We start from the raw sequence: 23,596 nt of genomic DNA, 5'->3' as shown, positions 1-23,596 counted from the left end.
TTTGGCAAGGTTAATGGTCGGTGCCGGCATGGCATCACTAGCCGTTGCCGGTTGTTCCGGCAATTCCAGCGGACCGCAACTGCCGCCGGCGTCTTTCGTTTCGATGCAGGAAGGGCCCGGTGAAGAATATGTCATCGGTCCGCTCGACGAGCTGACGATCTTCGTCTGGCGCAATCCCGAGCTGGGCGCCAAGGTGCAGGTTCGCCCCGATGGCCGGATTACCACGCCGCTGATCACCGACATGCCGGCCGTAGGCAAGACGCCGGCGATGCTGGCGCAGGACCTGACGTTGCAGCTGTCGCAATATATCAACGAACCGCTGGTTTCGGTCATCGTCAATAATTTTTCCGGGACATTTTCCCAACAGATCCGCGTCGTGGGTGCCACGGAAAAACCGGCATCGATTCCCTATCGTGCCAATATGACTCTGCTCGATGCGATGATCGCGGTGGGCGGCATGTCGGAATTTGCTTCTGGCAACCGGGCCCGGCTGATCCGCTTTGATCGGGGCACAGGCAAGCAGCAGGAATTTGCCCTGCGCATCGATGATCTCATGAAGAAAGGCGAGACTCGCGCCAATGTCATGCTGCGTCCCGGCGACGTGATCATCATACCGGAAAGCATGTTTTGATAGGCTTTTGGCTCTTTATCACAGGAATTGAGCAGACATATGAACGGTCTTTATGATGAATTTAAAATAGCGGTGCACAGCGTCTGGAACAGACGCTGGCTTGCACTGGCTGTTGCCTGGGGGCTTTGCCTGCTGGGTTGGCTTGTCGTCGCGTTGATCCCGAACAGCTATGAATCGCACGCGCGCATTTCCGTGGAAATGCAGTCGATCCTGTCTGACAAGGTTGGTGTGGACGCGCGTGAGCGCAAGAAGAATATGGAGCGGGTCCAGGAAACGCTGGCCTCTACTATCAATCTTGAAAAGGTCGTGCGCGGGACCGCACTGAACCAGTCGGTGGCGACGGATCGTGAACTGGCCAACAAGGTCGAGATGCTGCGCAAGAATATCGAGATCAAGTCGGAAAAGGACAATCTGTTCGAGATTTCCGCAAAATCTTCCGCCAGCAATTTTTCGGATGCCGAAAATGCCGTTCTGGCGCGTGATATTGTCCAAAAGATGATTGACATTTTTGTCGAAGAAAATCTGTCGGGCGATCGTGGAGAGACCAGCGAAACAATCAAATTCCTCGACGCGCAACTCGCGGAGAGAGAGAAAGAGCTGCAGGAAGTCGAGCAGAAGCGTGTCCAGTTCGAGACAGAAAATCTCGGTCTGCTGCCGGGCGTGGGTTCGATTAGTCAGCGAATGGAAGCCGCGCGGGCCGAACTGGCGCAAATCGATTCACAGATCAGCCAGGCCTCCGGTTCGCTGGCTGCGCTGAATGGTCAGCTTGCCGGCACGCCTCCATCGATTGCCACGCCAGGCGTCGGCAGCGGCGGTGCCCGCGGCCAGCTTGCCCAGTTGGAATCCAATCTTGCCGGTGCCCGTGCGCGAGGATGGACCGACAGCCATCCCGATGTCATCTCCATGAAAAACGAAATCGCAGCGCTGCGGGCGCAGGTTCGCAAGGACCCAGCTGGCAGTGCTGGCTACCGTACACCCAATCCGGCCTATAGCTCGCTGCAAAGCATGCGCGCGGAACGGCAGGCAAGTCTGGCGGCCCTGCAGGCCCGGAAAAATGCGTTGCAGGCGGACATGGCGCAACTGGCATCGAAGCAGAGCCTGGAGCCTGGCGTTGCTGCAGAAATGTCGCGGATCAATCGGGATCACGAGGTTTTGAAAGACCAGTATGACAAGCTGCTCGCTGACCGGGAACAAATCAAATTGCGCGGTCAGGTTGAATCCGAAACCGATTCGCTGAAATTCCGGGTCATTGATCCGCCGTCCAGTCCGCGCTCGCCTGCGGCTCCAAACCGGCCATTGTTGCTGGCGATGGTGCTGATCGCGGGGATCGGAGGGGGGGTCGGCACGGCTTTCGCGATGGGGCATGTGCAGACCAGCTATCCGACAGCAGCGCGGCTCGAAAAGGCCAGCGGCCTGCCGGTCATCGGTTCTGTTTCGCAGATCGTAACCGGCGCGCAGCGGGAAATTCAGAAGAAAAAGCTGCGCCTCTTTTTCGGCACAAGCGGCGCGCTCTTTGGCGTGTTCGGAATGTTGATGATCGTTGAATTTATCCAGCGCGGCATGGTGGCCTGAGGGAGTAGAAATGAACCAGTATAATCCTCCCAAAAAGACCGGTTCCTTGCTCGAAAGGGCAGGGGAGATCTATGACTATATCCCCGCGGTCCGGACCGAAGAGCAACGGGACAATGCGCCGAAGTCTGCGCCACCCGAGACGCCAGCACGGCAGGTGATTCCGGTCAGGCAACGGCCGGTTGAGGCCTATGACGGCCCGACCGTGATTGTCGATCGGGACAAGTTGCGGGATGCAGGTTTCATCGTTCCCGACGGCCCGGTGACGGGCATCTCGGAAGAGTTCCGGATCATAAAACGCCAATTGCTGCTTGCTGCGAAAGGCAGCCAGAAAATGGCGCCGCTACCCCGGGGCGAGCGGATATTGATCTGCTCGGCGCATCCGGACGAAGGCAAGACATTCTGCGCCTTGAATCTTGCGCTCTCGATAGCGGCGGAAAAGGACAATGAGGTGCTTCTGGTCGATGCCGATTTTGCCAAGCCGAGCATCTTGTCCAGTCTCGGACTGGAAGGCAGCAAGGGCCTGATGGACGCGCTTGCCGATCCGCAATTGCCGGTAGAAAATTGTATCATTCATACCGATATTCCCGGACTGGCGATCTTGCCGGCCGGCGATCAGACCAACGCCGACACCGAATATCTGGCCTCGTCGCGGACCGAGCAGGTGCTCAATCGCCTGACCCAGAACAACCCCAACCGCATCGTGATATTTGATTCACCGCCGGCCTTGTCCGCTTCGCCGGCCTCCGTTCTGGCCATGCATGTCGGCCAGGTGCTGATGGTGGTCAAAGCCGATGAAACAACCGAAACCGCCCTGCGCGACGCGCTGAGTTTACTGGGTGGCTGTGATCATATCCAGCTCCTGCTGAACGGCACGAAATTCTCGCCCACCGGGCGGCGGTTCGGATCCTATTATGGATATGGAGAGTAAGCCATGACCGCGCTTAAAAACGGAAATTTCCTGAAATATGGAGCCGCTATCCTCCCGCTTCTGGGACTGGCTGCGCCCGCCGTAGAAGCGCGCGAACGACAAGCCGATGTGGCTCCTTATCTTGAAATCCAGCAGATATTGGTCGCCGATCTGAAAGATGGCAGCGATGTGTTGACCTATACGTCGGTCGCTGCGGGTGTCGATACGTCGCTGCAGACGCGCGGTGCAGAAGCCCAGTTGAACGTCCGTTATGAGCGCAGGTTCTATTATGAAGACAATCTGGGAGACGACGATATCATCACCGGCCTGGCCCGCGGCAGTGTACAGGTTGTTCCCAATCTGCTGGCATTGGAAGCCGGCGGGATTGCGACCCGAAGCCGGATCGATCTGCGCGGTGAAGCGCCTAGCAACACCGTGGGCAATATCGACAATGTGACCCTTCGAGACAGTCATCGATCGCGCCGACTGGGATCAGCTCGAGCATCGGGTAGAGCGCAACAGCCACGAGGTGCTGGCGCTGTTCGACGAAGCGGGCATCAAGGCGACATTCTTCATTCTCGGCTGGGTTGCCGAACGCTATCCCGCGTTGATGCAGGAGATCGCCGATGCCGGGCACGAAATTGCCAGTCACGGCTATGATCATGCTCGTGTATTCACCCTTACTCCCGCGCAATTTCGGGCCGATCTGGACCGCAGTCGCAAACTTCTCGAGGACCATTCGGGGCAGCAGGTCATCGGCTATCGCGCTCCCAGCTTCTCGATCGACCAGCGGACCCCCTGGGCGCACGAGATACTGGCGGAAGAGGGCTATATCTATTCCTCCAGCGTCGCGCCGATTTCCCATGACCATTATGGCTGGACGGAATCGCCCCGCTTTGCCTGGAAGCCGGTCGATCAGTCCGATCTCATTGAATTGCCGGTGACCACGGTTCAGCTTGGCAACCGTCGCTTTGCAGCTGGCGGTGGCGGGTTTTTCCGGCTTCTGCCTTATGCATTATATGAACGATCGATCAGGAAAATGCAGCGCGATGACGGCCATGGGGCGATTTTTTACTTCCATCCATGGGAGATTGACCCCGATCAGCCGCGCGTTGCCAATGCCCCGCTTCGATCCAAGCTGCGCCATTATACCAACTTGAGGGCGATGCGTGGCAAGCTGCTGCGGGCCGGACGGGATTTTCCCTGGGGCAGGGTCGATGAACTGGCAGCACTGGAAGCGGGGCTGATGTGATGAATATGGCCTTCAAGCCAACGTCCTTGTCGGTTCGCGTGCTGGAACAGGCAGATGCCAATGAACTGGCGCGGATCGACGCCTTTGTCGATGCTGCTCCGGACGGCACGCCGTTTCACCGACCGGCCTGGCTATTGGCGGTCAGCAAGGCCTGTGGACATGACTGGCGATATATTCTCGCCGAAGATGGAGAAGGGATGCTGCAGGGGATTCTCCCGCTGACCCTGATCCACTCCGCCCTGTTCGGCCGCGCGCTGACCTCCTCAGGATTTGCGGTGGGTGGAGGTATTCTCTCGGACAATGATCAGGCCGTCCAGTTGCTTGCCGATGCCGCGTGGCAGTTTGCCGAGCGCGCCAGCTTTCCTTCAGTGGAATTGCGCGGCGGGCCTGTCCCAGACGGACCCTGGCAACGCAAGCAGGATGTCTATGCCGGATTTGTCACGGAACTGGCAGCCGACGCGGAAAGCCAGTTGCTGGCCATTCCGCGCAAACAGCGTGCTGAGGTCCGCAAGGGCCTGAAAAATGGTCTGACCGTGCGCATCGGCACGACGCGTCAGGACCGGGACGACCATTATGCCGTCTATGCGGAAAGCGTTCGCAATCTGGGAACCCCCGTTTTCCCGCAGGCGTTGTTCGACGCCGTGCTCGATGCGTTTGGCAAGGACGCTGATATCCTGACCGTGATCAGCGACAATGTGCCAGTGGCCAGTGTTCTCAGCCTTTACCACCACGGCACGGTGATGCCCTATTGGGGTGGCGGAACATGGGATGCGCGGCGTGTCCGGGCCAATGAGATCATGTATTATGAGCTGATGAACCATGCGCGTGAACGGGGCTGTAATTTCTTTGATTTCGGTCGCTCCAAATATGGCACAGGGGCTTTCGCCTTCAAAAAGAACTGGGGCTTTGAACCGCAGCCGCTCTCTTACGCGACGCGTACGGCCGATGGCGAAGAGGCTCGCGATGTCAATCCGATGAGCCCCAAATACCGGTTGCAGGTCGCGCTTTGGCAGCGGTTGCCCCTGTGGGTTGCCAATCGGGTCGGACCGGTCATCGCCAAAGGCCTGGGCTGATGGCTGAAATATTGTTTCTGGCGCATCGCGTGCCGTGGCCGCCCAACCGGGGCGACAAGATCCGCTCGCACCATTTCCTGCAAAAGCTTATGGATTGCGCGGCAGTACATGTCGCCTGTTTTGCCGAGGATGAAGCCGAAAGACAGGCCGGCTGGGAGCGCAAAGAGGAACTGGCCTCCTGCGAAGTGGTGCTGCGGACCAAGTCGCAATGGGCCGGTGGAGTGGAAGCCATCCTGACCGGCAAACCGGTGTCGCTAACCTGTTTCGACAGCGCCGACATCCGTGCCTATGTCGCACAGGTGATCGCCACCCGCCCGATTGATTGTATCTTCGTGTTTTCAGGCCAGATGGCACAATATATTCCAGCCGACTTCGGCGGTCGCGTCGTAATGGACTTCGGTGATGTCGATAGTGCGAAATTCGAAAGCTACGCCGCGGAGGGTTCGGGGCCGATGGCCTGGATCAACCGTCGGGAAGGGCGGATGCTGAGGGATTTCGAGAAGGCGATTGCCGAGCGGGCCGATCATGCCCTGTTTGTCAGTGAAGCGGAGGCGGCCCTGTTCCGACAGCGTTCCGGTCTGACCGGCGACCGCGTGGAAGCGGTTGGCAACGGCATTGATCTGGAATTTTATGGCGCTCCGGACGTGCATCCGGAAAGCCTCGGCCATGGCGGACCGATGATCCTTTTCACCGGCCAGATGGACTATCAGCCGAATGTGCAGGCGGTGCAGAGTTTCAGCACACAGGTCATGCCGGCCATTCTCGCACGTTTTCCGGATGCGCGCTTTGCCATTGCGGGACGCGCGCCGACCGACAAGGTCAGACAGCTTGACGGGACCAACGGCACCATTGTAATTGGTGCGGTCGACGATATTCGCAGCTGGATTGTCGCTGCCGATGTGGTGGTAGCACCGCTGCGGATCGCCCGGGGTATCCAGAACAAGGTTCTCGAGGCGATGGCGATGGCCAGACCGGTGGTGGCATCCGGCTGTGCAGCGGAAGGCATTGACGCGGTCAATGGCGAGCATTTCCTCGTCGCCGATTCCGTGAACGAAGAAGCGCAACTGCTATGTGGGTTGCTGCAGAATCCCGATGAGGCCAGGCGCCTGGGAGAGCGGGCGGAACAGCTCATTCATGCGCGATATTCCTGGCAGACGCAGCTTGCCGGTCTGCCGGCACTGTGCGGTCTGCCCAACATCGCGGCGGCCGGGGTGGCGGCATGACGAGTGCGACCGCCAATCGCTTGGACAGCAGACAGCTTCCCGCCGTGCCTGCCTCGCTTTGGACCACGCATCTGCAGTTGCTGGCATTCGCCATGCTGGCCATATTGGCTGTTTTCTGGCGTGACGCCGCCGACATGGTCCGGACATGGTGGTCTGTTTCCACCTATAATCACTGTCTGCTGATTGTGCCGATCCTGTTTTGGCTGGTGCAGCAGCGGCGGGAAGAACTGGCCAAACTTGCTCCGCAAATCTGGTGGCCCGGTCTTTTGCTGAGCGGCGTCGCTGCTGCCGGATGGTTGATGGGAGAGGCCGCGGGCGTTTCCTTCGCGCGGCACCTCGGACTGTTGATGATGCTGCAGGGGGCTGTGGTCACAATGCTCGGTCCGACTGTTACGCGCGGACTCGTATTTCCGATCGCCTTCAGCTTTTTCCTCGTTCCTTTCGGCGAGGAGTTCGTGCCGTTCTTGCAGATGGTCACCGCAAGACTGTCGATGATATTTCTCGGCTGGGCGGATATTCCGGCCTTTATCGACGGGATATTCATTTCCACGCCGACCGGCTATTTCGAGGTCGCAGAGGCCTGCTCGGGCATCAAGTTCCTGATCGCCATGTTCGCTTATGGTGCGCTGGTCAGCAATGTGTGTTTCCAGAGCTGGAACCGCCGGATCCTGTTCATGATCGTCGCCGTGCTGCTGCCCATAATTGCCAATGGTATCCGCGCATTCGGGACCATTTATATTGCGCATCATACGTCGCTCGATTTTGCCATTGGTTTTGACCATATTTTCTACGGCTGGTTCTTTTTTGCCTTCGTCCTGATTTTGTTGATGGCGATTGGCTGGCCCTTTTTCGATCGGAAGATCGACGACCCGATGATTGATGGCGATGCTCTGGCCCGCAATCAGCCTGTACCAGCCGGCGCGCAAAAGCCGACGAAAGTGATGGCGGCGATGGCGGCAATCATCCTGACGCCGCTACTCTGGATATCAATCGTGGCGGCTCAGGAATCGGTTGTGCCAGACCGGATTGCGCTGCCGGACGTCGCCGGCTGGGAGAAAGTCGATTATCAACCGCTGTATCCCTGGAAGCCGCGTTTTGACGGTGCCAGCCATCAGTTGCTCGGGCGCTACCGAAATAGCATGACCGGCATGGAGGTCGATCTGTCTGTCGCGGTTTATGACCGTCAGGAAGAGGGCCGGGAGCTTGTCGGCTATGGACAGGGGGCGCTTGTTCCCGAGACCGAGTGGTCTCGCAATCGGGCTCTCGAAGCACCGGCGGGGGCCTCCGCGGTTGAACTGATCGCACCCGGGCCGGTGGTCCGCGATGTCGTCAGCTTTTACCGTATCGGCGGGAAACTTACCGGCAGTGGCTCGGCAGTGAAACTCGAGACATTGAAGGGCAGGCTGTTCGGCGGCCCTCAGCAGGCCGTGGCAGTCCTGATTTCTTCCGAAACGAAGCGCGAACAATCCGCCCAGGCTGCGATCAACGCATTTCTTGCCGATTTGGGTCCGGTCGATAAATTGGCTGACGCGATGGCGGGGCTGCGCTAGGGCGCGCCTATGTGCGGCATAGCAGGTATATTTCATTTGGAGACGGCCAAGCCGGTCGATCCCGATCGTCTGCGCAAGATGACCGACAGTCTCACGCATCGAGGCCCGGACGGCTCGGGAATCTGGACCGCCCCGGGGGTCGGGCTTGGCCATCGCAGGCTGTCGATCATCGATCTGGAAGGCGGCGCGCAGCCGATGCTGACCGCGGACGAAGCGCAGGTGCTCAGCTTCAATGGCGAGATTTACAATTTTCTCGAGGTGCGAGCCGAACTGGAAGGTCTTGGGCACCAGTTCCAGACCAACAGTGATAGCGAGGTCATTCTTTTTGCCTGGCGGCAATGGGGTGTCGATTGTCTCAAGCGACTCAACGGCATGTTCGCCTTTGCCCTCTACGATCAGCGGACTCGCCGGCTGTTTCTGGCTCGCGACCGGTTGGGGGTGAAGCCCCTTTTCTATGCTCGCGTTTCTGATGGTAGCCTGTTGTTCGGTTCGGAACTGAAAGCGCTGCTCGCCAACCCCTTGTTGCGCCGCGAGCCCAATCTGCGGGCAGTCGATGATTATCTCGCCTTTGGCTATGTGCCGGACCAGACCTCGCTGCTGAAAGGTGTCAAGAAGCTGCCCGCGGGACATTATCTGCTGCTCGAACAGGGCAGGCCGGAGCCGGCACCGGTGCAATATTGGGATATGGATTTCAGCCAGCGGCACAGGGCGTCCGCGGGCGCGCTGGAAGAGGAACTTGTTGCTCTCCTGAAGCAGTCGGTCGGTTCGCGGATGGTTGCCGATGTCCCGCTCGGCGCCTTTTTGTCCGGTGGTGTCGACAGCAGCGCCGTGGTCGCTCTGATGGCTGAGCAAAGCCAGCGGCCTGTCGAGACCTGCTCGATCGGTTTTGATCAGCAGTCGCTGGACGAGACCGGCTATGCGCGGCAGGTCGCGGAACGGTTTCGGACCGATCATCGCAAACGCATTGTGGCTGCGGATGATTTCGGCCTGATTGATACGCTTGCTGATCATTTTGACGAACCCTTTGCGGATGCATCCGCTTTGCCGACCTACCGGGTTTGTGAACTGGCGCGCGAGACGGTGACCGTGGCGCTGTCCGGTGATGGAGCTGACGAGGCCATGGCGGGCTATCGGCGGCATGTCTTTCATCACGCCGAAGAGCGGGTGAGGGGCCTGTTGCCGCAATCCTTTCGCGGGCCTGCATTCGGGTGGCTGGGATCGGTCTATCCCAAGGCCGACTGGGCACCGCGTCCGTTTCGCGCAAAGTCGACTTTGCTCTCGCTGGCCCGGACCGGGCCGGAAGGCTACGCCGAGGCGGTCGGAGTGACGGCGCCATCGGGACGCCAGCAAATCTATTCGGACCGCATGCGCAGCGATCTGGGCGACTATCAGGCGGAGCAGTGGATGATCGACCTGATGAATAATGCGCCAGCCCGAAACGGTCTGGACCAGGCGCAATATGCCGATATGAAGATGTGGCTGCCGGGCGATATACTGACCAAGGTCGACCGCACCAGCATGGCGGTCGGGCTGGAAGCACGCGAACCGCTGCTCGATTACCGGCTGATGGAATTTGCAGCGCGATTGCCGACCAATTTGCGGGTGCGCAAGGGGCAGGGCAAATATCTGCTGAAAAAATCGATGGAAGATTATCTTCCGAACGACATTCTCTATCGACCGAAAATGGGTTTCGTGACTCCGATCGCGCAATGGTTCCGCGGCCCGCTTGCCGAGACCGCCCGCGATATTGCCCGCGGGAGCAATCTGGCGCGGACCGGCTGGTTCGATAGCAAGGCGATGGGCAGTATTGCCGACGACCATATTGCCGGGCGCTCCGACAACAGTCGCTTGCTGTGGCAGTTGCTGATGCTCGACAAGTCGCTGTCGCGTTTATTCGGGCTCTAAATCAGTCGGATAGATCGCCTCGACGAAATAAAGGCCATCGGGCGGCGCGTTGAAACCGAGCGCGTTGCGATCTCGCGCTGCCAGCGCGTTTTTCAGATCCCCTTTCGACCATTTGCCGGTGCCGACCAGCTTCAGACAACCGACGATCGAGCGCACCTGATGGTGCAGGAACGAGCGGGCGGCTACCTCCACCTCTATCTCTTCGCCGAAGCGGCTGACAGATATGCTGTCGAGCGTCTTGACCGGGCTTTGCGCCTGGCAATGAGTCGAACGGAAAGTGGTGAAATCATGCTGCCCGGTCAGCACTTGCGCGGCATTGTGCATGGCATCGCTGTCGAGTGCCGGCGCAACCTGCCAGCTCAGGCCGCGGTCAAAGGTCAGCGGCGCCCGGCGATTGGTAATCTTGTAGAGATAGCGCCGACCCTCACAGGCGAAGCGGGCATGCCATTGCTCGTCAACGATGTCGCAGGCAAGCACCGCCACAGGGTGCGGGCGCAACCCGGCATTGATGCCTTCGCTCAGGCGGAACGGGGTCAGCTTCGTGTCCAGATCAAAATGGGCGCGCATCGCCAGCGCGTGGACACCGGCGTCGGTTCTGCCGGCGGCAAAAACACGCACGTCCTGTCCGGTGATCTTGTGGATCGCCTGCTCGACGGCCTGCTGGACGCTCGGGCCGTGATCCTGATGCTGCCAGCCCATGAACGGACGGCCATCATATTCCAGAGTGATCGCAAAACGGGTCATTGCAATTTCGTCCCCTTCGGGATTTTCATACCGTTGAGAAAGGCTTTGCGGTCCATGGCGGGTTTGCCCGCTTTCTGGATGATCTGGGGCTGGATCGACCCGGCGGCGCAGCCGATGAGCAATCCTTCGTCCAGAATTTCACCCGGCGCGCCTGCGGCCTCGCAGACATCGGCTTGCAGGATCTTGTAGCGATTGCCTTCGAATTCGAAAAAGGCGCCGGGGACAGGCGTGAAGGCCCTGATCTGGCGCTCGACCTGTTCGGCGGTCTGGTTCAAATCCAGACGCGCCTCCTGTTTCTCTATCTTTCTCGCATAGGTCGCGAGATCATCATTCTGGGCATCGGCGGGATAATCGCCCGGTGACGCCAGATATTGCACCATCAATTCTGCGCCCGTTGTCGCCAGTTCCTCGGTCAGCTGGCCCGCGGTCTTGCCGTTGACCGGGATTGTCGATTTCAGCAGCATCGGTCCGGTGTCCAGTCCGGCTTCCATCTGCATGATGGTAATTCCGGTTTCTTCATCGGCCGCGAGAATGGCCCGCTGTACCGGCGCGGCACCGCGCCAGCGGGGGAGCAGCGATCCGTGGATATTCAGGCAACCCATTTTCGGTGCGTCCAGGATCGCCTGCGGCAGGATCAGACCATAGGCAGCGACGATCGCGACATCCAGATCGAGCGCCGCAAAGGCCGTCTGCTCAGCTTCTCCCTTCAGCGACACCGGCGTGCGGGTTTCGATCCCGAGCGCCTCTGCAACCCGTTGTACAGGCGAGGGGGAGAGTTTCTTGCCGCGTCCGGCGCGGCGTGGCGGCTGCGAATAGACGGCGGCAATCTCGTGCCCCGCTTCGTGCAGTGCCTGCAACGCCGGCACTGCAAAATCTGGAGTCCCCATGAAGGCGATGCGCAGGGATGTGTTGCCGGACGTCATAAACTATCTTTCAAATATGTGATCCGTCACCGGCTTGACCGCGACAAGATCGTTCCACGGTGTTGCAGGACAGGCATTTTCTGCTTGGCAGTCTTGTGCGGCTGCTCCTAATGACTAAGCCATGGCATCGCAAGAGATCGAAAATCTGGTTCAGGCCCTCGCCAAGCTTCCCGGTCTGGGACCGCGCTCGGCCAGGCGGGCAGTGCTCTATCTGCTGAAACGACCGGACACCGCGATGAAACCGATTCTGGCAGCGATGGAACGGGTCGATCAGCAGCTCGTCACCTGCGCAATCTGCGGCAATGTCGATACGCAGAATCCCTGTCAGATATGCAGCGACCCGCGGCGCGACGAGAAATCGATCTGTGTGGTCGAGGAAGTTTCCGATCTCTGGGCGCTCGACAAGTCGCGCCTGTTTCCCGGAAAATTTCATGTGCTCGGTGGAAAATTGTCAGCCCTTGACGGCGTACGACCGGAAGATATCGGGATCGACACGCTGATCCGGCGGGTCGAGGGGGGTGGCATAGACGAAGTGGTTCTGGCGATGAATGCCACGCTCGAGGGGCAGACCACCGCCCATTATATCGCCGAGCGGCTGGAAAACTATCCGATCCGGTTGAGCCAGTTGTCACACGGCATACCCGTGGGTGGTGAACTGGATTATCTCGACGAGGGCACGTTGGCGCAGGCTCTTCGGTCCCGAAGGCCGATTCACAGCGACTAGTTTTATCCGTTGTCGCGCGATGCTGCGGGTTACGAATGCCCGCCTGCCGCGACCGCTGTCTCCCAAGTTTCCGACCAGCTTTGGGCCGGCGTTTCCCGATGCCTTCGCCGATTTTTCATCGCCAAGAATAGGCTGGCGGATCGATCCCGGGAGGCAATCGTCTTCTGGTTCATTCTATCGCGCTGGAAGTAAAATCGACAATAAAGCAACACCTGGTGGAAAATTGACGCAATGCTCTCAGATTTGGCTATCAAATGCGGGCGGTCTGGCTATCATTAGCGATAGTAAAAAAAAAGAAGTTTTCAGGAGAGCATGTCATGAAATTAGCCTTGAATCTGTCTGCCTGCGCGTTCGCAATGGCCGCCATCGCAACCGCCCCCGCTTACGCCCAGACGCAATCCGACTCGGCCGACCAGGCCAGCGGAAGTGATCAGGGCAATTTTGACGACAATGTGATTGTGGTGACCGCACAGGGCCGGGCCCAGGTGTTGTCCGATGTGCCTATTGCGGTTTCCGCTATTGGCGCAGAACAATTGCAGCAGAGCGGTACCAGCGATATTCGTGAACTCAATCAGCTTGCGCCTTCGCTGCTGGTGTCATCGACCGGCAACGAAGCCAATGGCTCCGCCCGAATTCGTGGTATCGGGACCGTGGGCGACAATCCCGGACTGGAAAGTTCCGTGGCTGTGTTCATCGATGGCGTATACCGTTCGCGTAGTGGTAACGCGCTAAGCGAGCTCGGCCCGATTGACCGGATCGAGGTGCTGCGCGGACCGCAAGGCACACTGGGTGGACGCAATTCTTCTGCCGGGATGATCAGCATTACCACCGCCGCTCCGGAGTTCAATTTTTCCGGATATGCCGCTGCGACGTACGGTAATTATGATCAGTTGCGCCTGGAAGGGGGCATCAATGGTCCGCTGAGCGATACTATCGCTGCGCGGATCGACGGGGTCTATCTGAAACGGGACGGTTTCTACACCGACGTCGTCAATGGGACCGATGTCAATAACAAGGACCGCTATCTGGTGCGCGGGCAGCTTCTGTTTGAGCCAAGCGACACTCTGAGCGTCCGCGTGGTCGGCGACTATTCGAAGAAAGACGAATCCTGCTGCGCCGCGACCTTTGTCCAGCCCGAATTTGCCCAGCAGGCACGGGTCAGCCCGGGACTGGATCCCTTCACTCTGCCACAACCGGGGTCACCGGCTCTTACCGACCCGGCCAATCCAATCATTCCGGTGCTGCTGGGGTTGGGGCAGAACAGCAACGCCCTCAACCAGAGCACGTTCAACCGGGATATTTACGTTACCCCTGGTCGTTCCTATGCCGGGGAAACGGAGGATTTCGGTGCTTCGATCGAGGTCAATGCCGAACTGGGCAACATGAACCTGACGTCGATCACCGGATATCGGGAATATTCCAACTTTCAGGCATCTGATACGGATTATACGCAGATCGATATCCTCTATCGCGAGCCGAATGAAAATGCCGGTGCCCGGGAATTCAAGACCTTCACCCAGGAACTGCGCCTGCAAGGGTCTGCCTTCGACGACAAGCTCGACTGGTTGATCGGCGGCTTCTACGCGAATGAAAAGCTCGAAACGCGGGACAATCTGCGCTTTGGCTCGCAATATGGCGCGTTCGCCCCCTGCCGGATCGTCAATGCGGTCAATCCTGCTCTTGCTTCGCCGACCAGCACCGGCTGTCTGAGCGCCGGGGGCAGGGCTGTATTGCAGGCCGCCAATGGCGGCGCTGGCGCATTTGGTGCTGCCACACCGCTGATTTTTGCCGGACTGGATAATCTGGCGCAGATCAACGACCGGGGAACGGTGCTCGATGTCTATAATCAGAAAAGCGAGAATTTCGCCTTTTTCACGCATAATATCTTCCATGTCACCGACAAGCTCGATCTGACGCTGGGACTGCGCTACACGAACGAGACCAAGGATTTCGATGCGGCCTTCTCCAATGACAACACCATGTGTCCGGTCCAGCGGGCGTTGTTCACGCCATTGCTTACCGGACCATTGGCCGGATTGGCCGGCGGTCTGATCGGTCTGTCCTGCCAGGGGAATTCCACGGCAGAACTGGACGGGGTCACGCTGAGCGACAGCCGGAGCGAGAGCGAGTTTACCGGCACCGCGATCCTGTCCTACAAGCCGACCGACGACCTGCTGATTTATGGCAGCTACTCGCGCGGCTACAAGGCCGGCGGTTTCAACCTTGACCGGTCCGCTTTGACCAGTTCGACGCTGGCCAATCCGGCATTGACCGGTGATACCGCCAATCTGCAATTTGACCAGGAGACGGTGGACGCATTTGAAATCGGCGCGAAATATTCGAGCCGGGAATTTTCGCTGAGTGTTGCCGCTTTCCGTCAGCAGTTTGACAATTTTCAGCTCAACACGTTCAACGGTTCGGTCTTCCTGGTACAGAATATCAATGCCTGCAGCGCAGATCTGAACGGTGCAGACAGAGATACTGACGGCAGCACGGGCAATTGCAATGCCGATGATGTCAAATATGGTGTCGTTGCCCAGGGCGTTGAACTGGAAGCGTCGATCGATCCGGTCCGCCATGTGAATGTGACCATGGGCCTGACCTACACCGATACCAGCTATGAAAATGATCTGGTTGGCCGTGACGATGGTACGGCGCTGGATCCCGCATTGCGGTTGCTGCCAGGCGACAATCTGTCGAACGCTCCGGAAATCACAGCGACCGCTTCGCTGTCTTATACTCCGCCCCTCGGGAATAGCGGCCTGACCGGATTATTCTATGTCAACGCCCGGACAACCAGCGACTATAACACCGGTTCGGACTTGCTCTACGGTAAGGAGCAGGATGGCTTCACACTGGTCAATGCGCGTATCGGTGTCCGCGGTCCCGACAATAGATGGTCAATCGAAGGCTGGGCGCAGAATCTGTTCAATGTGAACTATTCACAGGTCGCGTTTAACACGCCCTTTGTTGCTTCGCAGCAGACCTATTCGGCTTTTCTCGCAGAGCCGAGAACATATGGCATCACCGTGCGTGGGCAGTTCTGAGCCAATAGCCGGACGTTGATTACTGCAAGGCGTGTGGTTCGACCGATGAACCACACGCCTTTTTTGTTGCTGGGCCGCCGACCATTCGGTGGCACATCGCGGGCGTATCTGCCCGTCCGGTCTGTTTGACCAGGGCCGGAATATAGGAGCCGTAGTGGACGCCCTGGTCCGCGCCGCTTGACGAATCCCGGCAGAATCCCTAAATTTAGGCCATGGCTATATTACCGATCCTAGAGGTGCCTGATCCGCGCCTGAAAACTGTGTCCGAACCCGTGACCGTGTTTGACGACGAACTGAAAACGCTGGTTCAGGACATGTTCGACACCATGTATGACGCGCCCGGCATCGGTCTGGCCGCCATACAGGTCGGTGTACCCAAGCGGGTGCTGGTGATTGATCTGCAGGAACCGGCGCCGCACGATCATGACCATGGCGAGCATTGCGACCATGATCATGGCGTGATCAACGATCCGCGCGTCTTTATCAATCCGGAAATTCTCGATCCGTCCGAAGACCTGAACGTCTATCAGGAAGGCTGCCTTTCGGTACCCGACCAATATGCCGATGTCGAACGGCCGGCGACGATCACCGCCCGCTGGCAGGATGTCGAGGGCAAGCAATATGAAGAACAGATCGACGGCATGCTCGCGACCTGTCTGCAGCACGAGATGGACCATCTCGAGGGCATTTTGTTTATCGACCATCTCTCCCGGCTGAAACGGCAAATGGTGCTGAAGAAGCTTGCCAAGCTGCGCAAGGAGCACGGCATCGCGGCCTAGGCCGATTGATTTTGCGCTTGGTTCCGTTCGTACTGCGCTTGTCGAAGTGCAGCTGGCGGCGTGAACTGTCCTTCGACAGGTTCAGGATGGACGGCAGTTCGCTCATGCACCGCGCTGAATCGGCACTCTCGGATTGACGAGTATTGCCTATTCTCCAAAACGCTCCTAAGTTCCCTTTTCGTTCTTGTCGGAAAGTGAACTGTTTTGGACCCCATTTTTACCATTTCCGCAATCGTCTTCGCTCTTCTGGGCGGTCTGGCGCTCGGCTGGTTTATCGGCGGCAAGCCCGCCAAGGATGCGGCGCAGGCAACTAGGGAGGCGATCCAGTCGGCCAAGGAGGCGGCCCAGGCCACCGATGCCCTGCGGATCACGCTCGACGGCGTCCGCGACGAGCGCGATGCGGCGAGAACCGAACTGGCGGCGCTGCAGGCCGATGCCCGCAATCATGAAAAGCAGATGCAGCAGCTGATCGAGGCGAAAGAGGCCCTGTCGGCGCAATTTTCCGAGATTGGTTCGAAAATGCTGGAGACCGCGCAGCGACAGTTTCTCGAACGGGCCGACCAGCGCTTCGACCAGGCCAATGAAAAGGGCGGCGAGAAGATCGCCAAATTGTTGCAGCCGGTGCACGAGCGTCTGGCAACCTACGAGGCCTCGATCACCAAGATCGAGAAAGAGCGGACCGAATCCTATGCAGGGATTACCGCCACCATCGAACAGGTGCGGCAGGGGCAGGACAGGGTGCAGCAGGAAGCCGCCCGGCTGGTCAACAGCTTGCGCAACGCACCGAAATCGCGCGGCCGCTGGGGCGAGCAGCAGCTCAAGAATGTGCTCGAGACCTGCGGCCTGTCCGAACATACCGATTTTGTCACCGAACAGAGCATCGACACCGATGAAGGCCGTCTGCGTCCCGACGCGGTGATCAATGTGCCCGGCGGGCGCAAGCTGGTCATTGATGCCAAGGTGTCGCTCAATGATTATCAGGATGCGTTCGAGGCCGATGATGACGACAGCCGCAGCTTCGCGATGGCGCGTCACTGCAACAGCATGAAAGCGCATATCGATGGCCTGTCGAAAAAGGCCTATTGGGACCAGTTTGAGGAAGCGCCCGACTATGTGATCATGTTCGTGCCCGGCGAGCATTTTCTCGCCGCCGCGCTAGAGCATGAACCGACCTTGTGGGACCATGCCTTTGAAAAGAAAGTGCTGCTGGCGACGCCGACCAATCTGGTGGCGATTGCGCGCACGGTTGCCGGTGTCTGGCGACAGGAGAAAATGGCCGCCGAAGCCAAGCAGATCGGGCAGTTGGGCAAGGAAATGTATGACCGTCTGGCAACCGCCGGCGAGCATCTGAAACGCATGGGTTCGGGGCTCGGGTCGGCCGTCGGCAACTACAACAAGTTCGTCGGCAGCTTCGAGCGCAATGTCATGGCCACCGGCCGCAAGTTTGCCGAATTGCAGATTGAAACCGGCAAGAAGGAACTGGATCCCGTACCCGAGATCGAGGCGCTGCCGCGCTATAGCGAAGCGGTGGCCGAGCAACTGATCGAGGACGATCGGGAGCCCGGCCAGAAAGCCGCGGAATAGGTTCTAGGCCGAAGGGCCGGCGTCGCTCTCGGTAAAGGCACCGCCGCATCCGTTCAGCGTGCCGTTTTCGCTGGCTTCGATCTTGACCGTGTCGGCATAGACACGGTCGCTCATGCCGTCGTTACATTCAACGCCGGTGGTGATGTAGATGTTGATATTATGCCGGTCGGAAAAGCCTTTGACCTCCCAGCCGTCATCGGTTTTCTTCATCCGTTGGACCGCAAGCGTGAAATCATTCCCGCTCTGGGAAGTGAAAGCGATCTCTTCCCCCTTGATGTCGACGGCCCAGCCCGGCTCTGTACCGACGGCACTATAATCGCCCAGTTTTTCCTCGACGACCGGCGGCTCTTCTGCAGGCGTATCGCAGGCCGTAAGCGCGAGCGCTGCCAGCGATGAGAATATTGCTATAGTTTTCATATTTTTCCCCTCCGCCGGCAGGCTAACATAGAGAGGGCCAGACGCCAAATTATCTGTTGCGGCTCTGGTTCAGCACCTCATAGACCATGACGGAAGCGGCGACGGCAGCGTTGAGACTGTCGGCTTTGCCCATCATCGGCATCTTGACCAAAATATCGCAGGCGGCTTCATAATCCTCGGGCAATCCTTGCGCTTCGTTACCGATCAGCAAGAAGGTGGGAGAGCGATATTGTACCGACTGATAATCCTTGTCGGTGTTGAGGCTGGTACCGACCAGTTCGCCGGGGCCGTTGCGCAGCCAGTCCAGAAAATCCGGCCAGCGGGCCTGAACGATCTGCTGTGTAAAAACGGCGCCCATGCTTGCGCGCACCGCTTCAACGGAAAAGGGATCGACACAATCATCGATCAGGATCAGCCCGCCTGCGCCAACCGCGTCTCCGGTCCGCAATATCGTCCCGAGATTGCCCGGATCGCGCAGCGCCTGGGCGACCAGCCAGATATTTGAATCCGATCGATCCAGCTCCGCCAGCGGAACCGGATGGTCCGGATAGATGCCGATGATAGATTGTGGGTTGGATTTGCCGGACAGCTTGGCGATGATCGCCTCGCTGGTTTCGATAACATCGCCCCCGGCGGCCGCCGTCGCTGCTTCGATTTCCTGTGCCAGCGGATGCAGTTCCACGTCCTCGACCACGACCAATATTTTCGGTGTCCTGCCACTTTCCAGCGCTTCGGTGAGTATCCGGAGGCCTTCGGCGAGGAACAATCCCTCCCGCTTGCGATGCTTCTTTTCGCGCAGGCTGCGCAGCCGCTTTATCGTCGGATTGGAAAAGCCGGTAATCTGGTGGCGCATCGGCTCAGTCTTCGCCGAAACCGTCGAATATCAGACCAGCCAGTTTTTCCAGCGCGCTCTCTGCCTGGTCACCGGATACGATGATTTCGACGCTGTCGCCCTTGGCAGCGCCGAGCATCATCAGGCCCATGATCGACGTGCCTGTGACCTCGGTGCCATCCTTGGCGACACGGACATCCAGACCCTCTGGCAGTTTGCTGACATAGGTGACAAACTTGGCGCTGGCTCTCGCATGAAGGCCACGGTTGTTTGTGATTTCTACGGTTTTACGAACTTCGCTCACGCATCGCTTCCCAGAATTTCCGAAGCGACGCTGATATATTTACGGCCTGCTTCCTTTGCTGCGGCGATGGCGGATCCGATGTCCATGCACTTGCGCGCCCCGTCGAGGCGGATGAGCATCGGCAAATTGACTCCGGCGATAACTTCGACCTTGCCTTTTTCCATCAAAGAAATAGCGAGATTGGAAGGCGTTCCGCCGAACAGGTCGGTCAGAATGATGACTCCGTCGCCGGAATCCACTCTTGCAATGCTATCAGCAATCTCCTTGCGGCGTTCTTCCATATCGTCGCGCGCACCGATACCGATGGCGGCGATCGCCTTTTGCGCGCCGACCACATGTTCCATGGCAATGACAAACTCGGTTGCGAGATGCCCGTGTGTGACGAGGACCAATCCAATCACCTGATTAAATTCCCCTGTTTCCGTTTGATTTCTGCATTGATTCGAGCGCTTCTATCGGCCTTGACGCCAAATTGCGATGGAAGACATTGGGCGAAAAGCCGCTGGCACGCAAGTCTTTGCTCAGACGCTCGGCAACATGTACCGATCTGTGGCGGCCGCCGGTGCAGCCGATCCCGATATTGACATAGGCCTTTCCCGCCTCCTGATAGCGCGGAAGCAGGAACTTGAGCAGGTCTAATATCTTCTCGATCGCCTCGTGGTAGGCCGGGTCCTTGCCGATATATGCGGCAACATCTTCATCCAGTCCGGTTTTCAGTTTCAGTTCCGGGTCCCAGAACGGATTGGCCAGAAAGCGGACATCGAACAGAAGATCGATATTGTTGGGGATGCCGCGGGAAAATCCAAAGCTGGTGAAGGTGATCGTGGTGACCGCATCCTTGTCGAGGGTGAACTGCTGGCGGATTTCGCGTTGCAGGTCATTGGCGGTCAGGTCGGTGGTATCTATCACATGGTCGGCCCAGCTGCGGAACGGGGCAAACATGGTCCGTTCCAGCGCTATGCCCTGTTTTGCGGGGCGGTCGAGCGCCAGCGGATGCCGCCGTCTGGTTTCGCTGTAACGCCGTTCCAATTCACCACCGGCACAATCCAGATAGAGCGTACTGATCTGATAATCCTGTTTGGATTGCAGACGTTTTACGCTTTCGACCAGCTTGTCCGGTTCAAAACCCCGGGTCCGGCTGTCGAAACCGATCGCCAGCGGCGGATCGCTGTCCCCCCGGGAGCTGGAAGGTGGCGTTTTGAGCAAGCGTTCGACCAGCCGAAACGGGAAATTGTCGATCGTTTCCCAGCCGATATCCTCCAGCGTATTCAAGGCAGTGGATTTGCCCGCGCCGGACAGGCCGGTGACCAGCAGAACCGGTTTGGCAAGTTTGTCGCTCATGATTCCTTCGCGCCCTGCATTGTGCGTTGCATGGCCAGTTCGGCCTTTATCGCTGCACTTGGCTCCATAGCATTCAATGTACAGGATGGAAATTCCAAGCCTAGTAAAATCGTGACCTGCCGGTCCATCGGAAAGCGCTCCACCTGGTCTTTCAGGTCGATGATCAGGTTCAATGCGATTCCCGAAACATGTTCACGCTCCCATATTCCGAGCGAGCGCACCTCCAGTTTTCCGGCGAGCCGGGGAGGCGGACTGAGCGACAATTCGGGGCCCTGACGGCTGACGACGACCTGATCATCGCTGATCAAGTCGGCCCCCCGGTCGATCAGGCGCAGGGCGAGATCGGACTTGCCGGAACCGGATTTCCCCCTGATCAACAGACCGGCACCGGCAATCGCCACGGCAGTGGCGTGCAACGTCACTCGGTCCTTTTTATCATGACCGTCCGTCATCCCATGGCCTTGGGCAGCCGCACTTCAAAACAGGCGCCCGATTGGCCCCCGGGCCGGTCCATGATCCAGATCTTCCCCTGATGTCCCTCGACGATCGTCTTGGCGATCGCCAGTCCGAGTCCGCTATGCTTGCCAAAGGCCTCGCCATCGGGCCGGTCGGAATGGAAGCGCTGGAACACCTGTTCGCGCTGGTCCGGATCGACGCCCGGCCCCTGATCGGCGACATGGATGACAATCTCGTCACCATCCGGTGTCGCCAATATTTCCACAAGGCCGCCATCCGGTGAAAAAGAGACCGCATTGTCCAGAAGATTGCTGAACACGCGCTCAAGGCGGCCCCCGTCGCCCATCACCCGCGCTACATCCTTGGCGGGGCGGGCAAAAGCAATATGCACGCCGAGGTTGGAAGCTCGCTGTTCGCGCGCGGCGAGCAGCTGTTCGAGCATTTTGCCGATATCAATCGGCTCGAACTTGGCCCGCGCCAGTTCGGCATCAACCCTGGATGCGTCGGAAATATCGTTGATCAGCCGGTCGATCCGTTGAACGTCGTCATTGGCGACGTCGAGCAATTGCTTTTGCAGATCCGGATCATCGACCCGTTCCAGCCCTTCCAGAGCAGAGCGCAGCGAGGCGAGGGGGTTTTTGATTTCGTGGCTGACATCGGCAGCGAAGGCTTCGGTCGCATTGATGCGATAGCGCAAGGCGCTGCTCATATCGGACAGCGCGCGGCTCAGCTGGCCGATTTCATCGCGCCGGTCCGGCATGCGCGGAATGGCAATTTCGTCGGATCGTCCCATTCTGACCCGCAAGGCGGCGTGGGCCAGTTTTCTGATCGGTTGCACGATGGTCCGGGCGAGAAAAAGCGAAAGCAATATCGATACCGTGGCGGCTACCAGAATTACCAGCAGCACGCTCGACCGTTCGGCCCTGACAATGCGGGTGATGTCGCGTGCATTGGCCGTCAGCAAGATCGTGCCGGCTTCGTCGGGCAGTGATTTTCCTGCCGCGATAACCGGCGTCCGGTCGGGGGCCAGGCGGACCGAACTGACCGCTTCTGTCTCGCCCCTGGCCGCGACGAGCTCGGGCCACGCACCGGCAATATCAATGTCGGGTTCGCTGTATTTCGGGATCGGTGCGCTGAACACCAGACTTTCTATGGTGCGGTCGAGCAGGCGGGCCAGGTCCTTGCGGAGGGGTTCTGCCTCAGGGTCGACAAATTTATAACTAGGCTCTGCCAGCGCGAAGCTGTCGACGATTTTCGTGCCATCCGGGGCATAGAGCCGCAACCGGGCGCGGAGATGGCTGGAAAACTGCCGGATGAGCATATTTTTATACTCGGGCTCGACCGCCGACAAGGCATCGGCGACGATCGTCAGCTGCATTCTGGCCTGGACCAGACGCTCTTCGGTCAGCCGGTCGCGATAATTGTTGAGATAGAACAGACCGCCGGCCAGCAATGCGATCGCCAGAACATTGACCACCAGAATACGGGTCGTCAGCGAGAGCCTGGCCGACCAGCGGAGCGACAGTCCGCGGTCATTCGCTTGCCCGTCTTTATTCGGTGTAGCGATAACCGGCTCCATATAATGTATCTATTGCATCAAATTCGGGGTCTACTTCGCGGAATTTTCGTCGCAGTCTCTTGATATGGCTGTCGATTGTCCGGTCATCGACATAGACGTCATCCTGATAGGCGGCGTCCATCAACTGGTTGCGGCTTTTTACCACACCCGGCCGGTGCGCCAGCGTTTCCAGGATCATGAATTCCGTTACCGTCAGTGTGACATTCTCGTCTTTCCAGCGGACCAGATGACGTGCCGGGTCCATTTCCAGCTTTCCGCGCACCAGCGGTTCGGCGGCTTCGTCATCTTGGCCTTCGTCGACCGATTTCAGGAAATCGGACCGCCGCAATATAGACCGGACACGAGCGATCAGCAGCCGCTGGGAAAATGGCTTCTTGATATAATCATCGGCTCCCATCGCAAGGCCAAGCGCTTCATCCAGCTCTTCGTCCTTTGAGGTCAGGAATATGACCGGAACATTCGATTTTTCGCGGACCCGCCTGAGCAGTTCCAGGCCGTCCATTTTCGGCATTTTTATATCGAACACCGCGAGATCCGGCGGATTCTCCAATATCGCATGAAGGGCTGCCTCGCTGTCCGAATATACACGGGTGATAAAGCCCTCTGCCTGCAAGGCGATCGATACGGACGTCAATATATTGCGGTCGTCGTCGACAAGAGCAATATTGGCTGCCATTGTTTCGCGCTCCTTCGCCACTTGTGCTGGATGTGACCTAGTGGATGGGATACTATGTTACAAGATGGCTTGTCGGC

The 23,596-nt window shown here is 58.6% G+C and carries 21 protein-coding genes and 1 pseudogene; 12 read left to right on the top strand and 10 right to left on the bottom strand.

What is annotated here, in order from left to right; genetic code table 11:
• The first annotated feature begins 28 nt into the window (after positions 1-28).
• From SPHFLASMR4Y_RS04870 to SPHFLASMR4Y_RS04830, 8 genes and pseudogenes are all read left to right on the top strand, one after another.
• Positions 29-631 carry an XrtA/PEP-CTERM system exopolysaccharide export protein gene (locus SPHFLASMR4Y_RS04870; RefSeq protein ID WP_409928906.1) on the top strand — a complete coding sequence of 201 codons (603 nt, stop codon included), beginning with the start codon at positions 29-31 and terminating at the stop codon, positions 629-631.
• Positions 632-670: 39 nt separating this feature from the next.
• Positions 671-2,203 carry an XrtA system polysaccharide chain length determinant gene (locus tag SPHFLASMR4Y_RS04865; RefSeq protein WP_089132551.1) on the top strand — a complete coding sequence of 511 codons (1,533 nt, stop codon included), beginning with the start codon at positions 671-673 and terminating at the stop codon, positions 2,201-2,203.
• Between the two features lie 10 nt (positions 2,204-2,213).
• Positions 2,214-3,131 (top strand): AAA family ATPase, encoded by a 918-nt coding sequence (locus SPHFLASMR4Y_RS04860; RefSeq protein WP_089132550.1) that lies wholly within the window; start codon positions 2,214-2,216, stop codon positions 3,129-3,131.
• Positions 3,132-3,570: 439 nt separating this feature from the next.
• A pseudogene (locus SPHFLASMR4Y_RS04850) lies at positions 3,571-4,362 on the top strand (XrtA system polysaccharide deacetylase); the annotation flags it as partial.
• The gene (locus SPHFLASMR4Y_RS04845; RefSeq protein ID WP_089132547.1) at positions 4,362-5,435 is read left to right on the top strand and encodes a FemAB family XrtA/PEP-CTERM system-associated protein; all 1,074 of its coding nucleotides are present in this window, start codon (positions 4,362-4,364) and stop codon (positions 5,433-5,435) included. The pseudogene SPHFLASMR4Y_RS04850 and the gene SPHFLASMR4Y_RS04845, both read left to right, overlap by 1 nt.
• On the top strand, positions 5,432-6,658 hold the full coding sequence (locus tag SPHFLASMR4Y_RS04840) for a TIGR03087 family PEP-CTERM/XrtA system glycosyltransferase (protein ID WP_409928910.1): 1,227 nt from the start codon (positions 5,432-5,434) through the stop codon (positions 6,656-6,658). Before SPHFLASMR4Y_RS04845 ends, SPHFLASMR4Y_RS04840 begins: the two co-directional genes overlap by 4 nt.
• Positions 6,655-8,208, top strand: a complete 1,554-nt coding sequence (gene xrtA / locus SPHFLASMR4Y_RS04835; RefSeq protein WP_145955453.1) for an exosortase A — start codon at positions 6,655-6,657, stop codon at positions 8,206-8,208. The genes SPHFLASMR4Y_RS04840 and xrtA overlap by 4 nt, the downstream gene beginning before the upstream one ends.
• 9 nt (positions 8,209-8,217) lie before the next feature.
• Positions 8,218-10,113: an XrtA/PEP-CTERM system amidotransferase gene (locus SPHFLASMR4Y_RS04830; protein WP_089132544.1), complete on the top strand. Its 1,896-nt coding sequence runs from the start codon at positions 8,218-8,220 to the stop codon at positions 10,111-10,113.
• On the opposite strand, the gene truA is transcribed toward SPHFLASMR4Y_RS04830, so the two are convergent.
• Together truA and fmt are read right to left on the bottom strand one after the other, a co-directional pair.
• A complete protein-coding gene (truA, locus tag SPHFLASMR4Y_RS04825; protein WP_089132543.1) occupies positions 10,099-10,857 on the bottom strand; it encodes a tRNA pseudouridine(38-40) synthase TruA in 759 nt (252 codons plus the stop codon). The two genes, SPHFLASMR4Y_RS04830 and truA, sit on opposite strands and share 15 nt — an antisense overlap.
• On the bottom strand, positions 10,854-11,759 hold the full coding sequence (gene fmt / locus SPHFLASMR4Y_RS04820; protein WP_089134691.1) for a methionyl-tRNA formyltransferase: 906 nt from the start codon (positions 11,757-11,759) through the stop codon (positions 10,854-10,856). The genes truA and fmt overlap by 4 nt, the downstream gene beginning before the upstream one ends.
• Positions 11,760-11,901: 142 nt before the next feature.
• Here fmt and recR point away from each other — a divergent pair, with 142 nt between their 5' ends.
• The 4 genes from recR to rmuC all read left to right on the top strand — a co-directional run bounded on the left by recR (position 11,902) and on the right by rmuC (position 17,914).
• Positions 11,902-12,504: a recombination mediator RecR gene (gene recR / locus SPHFLASMR4Y_RS04815; protein ID WP_089132542.1), complete on the top strand. Its 603-nt coding sequence runs from the start codon at positions 11,902-11,904 to the stop codon at positions 12,502-12,504.
• Between the two features lie 317 nt (positions 12,505-12,821).
• Positions 12,822-15,551, top strand: a complete 2,730-nt coding sequence (locus SPHFLASMR4Y_RS04810; RefSeq protein ID WP_089134690.1) for a TonB-dependent receptor — start codon at positions 12,822-12,824, stop codon at positions 15,549-15,551.
• A gap of 212 nt (positions 15,552-15,763) precedes the next feature.
• Entirely contained in the window at positions 15,764-16,330 is a 567-nt protein-coding gene (gene def / locus SPHFLASMR4Y_RS04805) for a peptide deformylase (protein WP_089132541.1), read from the top strand.
• Between the two features lie 204 nt (positions 16,331-16,534).
• Entirely contained in the window at positions 16,535-17,914 is a 1,380-nt protein-coding gene (gene rmuC, locus SPHFLASMR4Y_RS04800; RefSeq protein WP_089132540.1) for a DNA recombination protein RmuC, read from the top strand.
• Between the two features lie 3 nt (positions 17,915-17,917).
• Here rmuC and SPHFLASMR4Y_RS04795 read toward each other — a convergent pair whose 3' ends face one another.
• The 8 genes from SPHFLASMR4Y_RS04795 to SPHFLASMR4Y_RS04760 are packed head-to-tail and all read right to left on the bottom strand — an operon-like array spanning position 17,918 to position 23,519.
• A complete protein-coding gene (locus SPHFLASMR4Y_RS04795; RefSeq protein WP_089132539.1) occupies positions 17,918-18,331 on the bottom strand; it encodes a COG3650 family protein in 414 nt (137 codons plus the stop codon).
• Between the two features lie 49 nt (positions 18,332-18,380).
• A complete protein-coding gene (locus SPHFLASMR4Y_RS04790) occupies positions 18,381-19,184 on the bottom strand; it encodes a TrmH family RNA methyltransferase (protein WP_089132538.1) in 804 nt (267 codons plus the stop codon).
• Positions 19,185-19,188: 4 nt separating this feature from the next.
• On the bottom strand, positions 19,189-19,467 hold the full coding sequence (locus tag SPHFLASMR4Y_RS04785; protein WP_089132537.1) for an HPr family phosphocarrier protein: 279 nt from the start codon (positions 19,465-19,467) through the stop codon (positions 19,189-19,191).
• On the bottom strand, positions 19,464-19,868 hold the full coding sequence (locus tag SPHFLASMR4Y_RS04780; RefSeq protein WP_089132536.1) for a PTS sugar transporter subunit IIA: 405 nt from the start codon (positions 19,866-19,868) through the stop codon (positions 19,464-19,466). The genes SPHFLASMR4Y_RS04785 and SPHFLASMR4Y_RS04780 overlap by 4 nt, the downstream gene beginning before the upstream one ends.
• A 4-nt stretch (positions 19,869-19,872) precedes the next feature.
• Entirely contained in the window at positions 19,873-20,808 is a 936-nt protein-coding gene (gene rapZ, locus SPHFLASMR4Y_RS04775; protein WP_089132535.1) for an RNase adapter RapZ, read from the bottom strand.
• The gene (locus SPHFLASMR4Y_RS04770) at positions 20,805-21,260 is read right to left on the bottom strand and encodes an HPr kinase/phosphorylase (RefSeq protein ID WP_089132534.1); all 456 of its coding nucleotides are present in this window, start codon (positions 21,258-21,260) and stop codon (positions 20,805-20,807) included. Before SPHFLASMR4Y_RS04770 ends, rapZ begins: the two co-directional genes overlap by 4 nt.
• Positions 21,257-22,843, bottom strand: a complete 1,587-nt coding sequence (locus SPHFLASMR4Y_RS04765; RefSeq protein WP_089132533.1) for an ATP-binding protein — start codon at positions 22,841-22,843, stop codon at positions 21,257-21,259. The genes SPHFLASMR4Y_RS04770 and SPHFLASMR4Y_RS04765 overlap by 4 nt, the downstream gene beginning before the upstream one ends.
• Positions 22,815-23,519, bottom strand: coding sequence for a response regulator transcription factor (locus SPHFLASMR4Y_RS04760; RefSeq protein ID WP_089132532.1), 705 nt, complete (start codon positions 23,517-23,519; stop codon positions 22,815-22,817). Before SPHFLASMR4Y_RS04760 ends, SPHFLASMR4Y_RS04765 begins: the two co-directional genes overlap by 29 nt.
• Positions 23,520-23,596: the final 77 nt, after the last annotated feature.

The sequence above is a fragment of the Sphingorhabdus sp. SMR4y genome, from assembly GCF_002218195.1.
Classification (GTDB): Bacteria; Pseudomonadota; Alphaproteobacteria; order Sphingomonadales; family Sphingomonadaceae; genus Parasphingorhabdus.
This window is presented reverse-complemented; position numbering and strand designations above follow the sequence as displayed.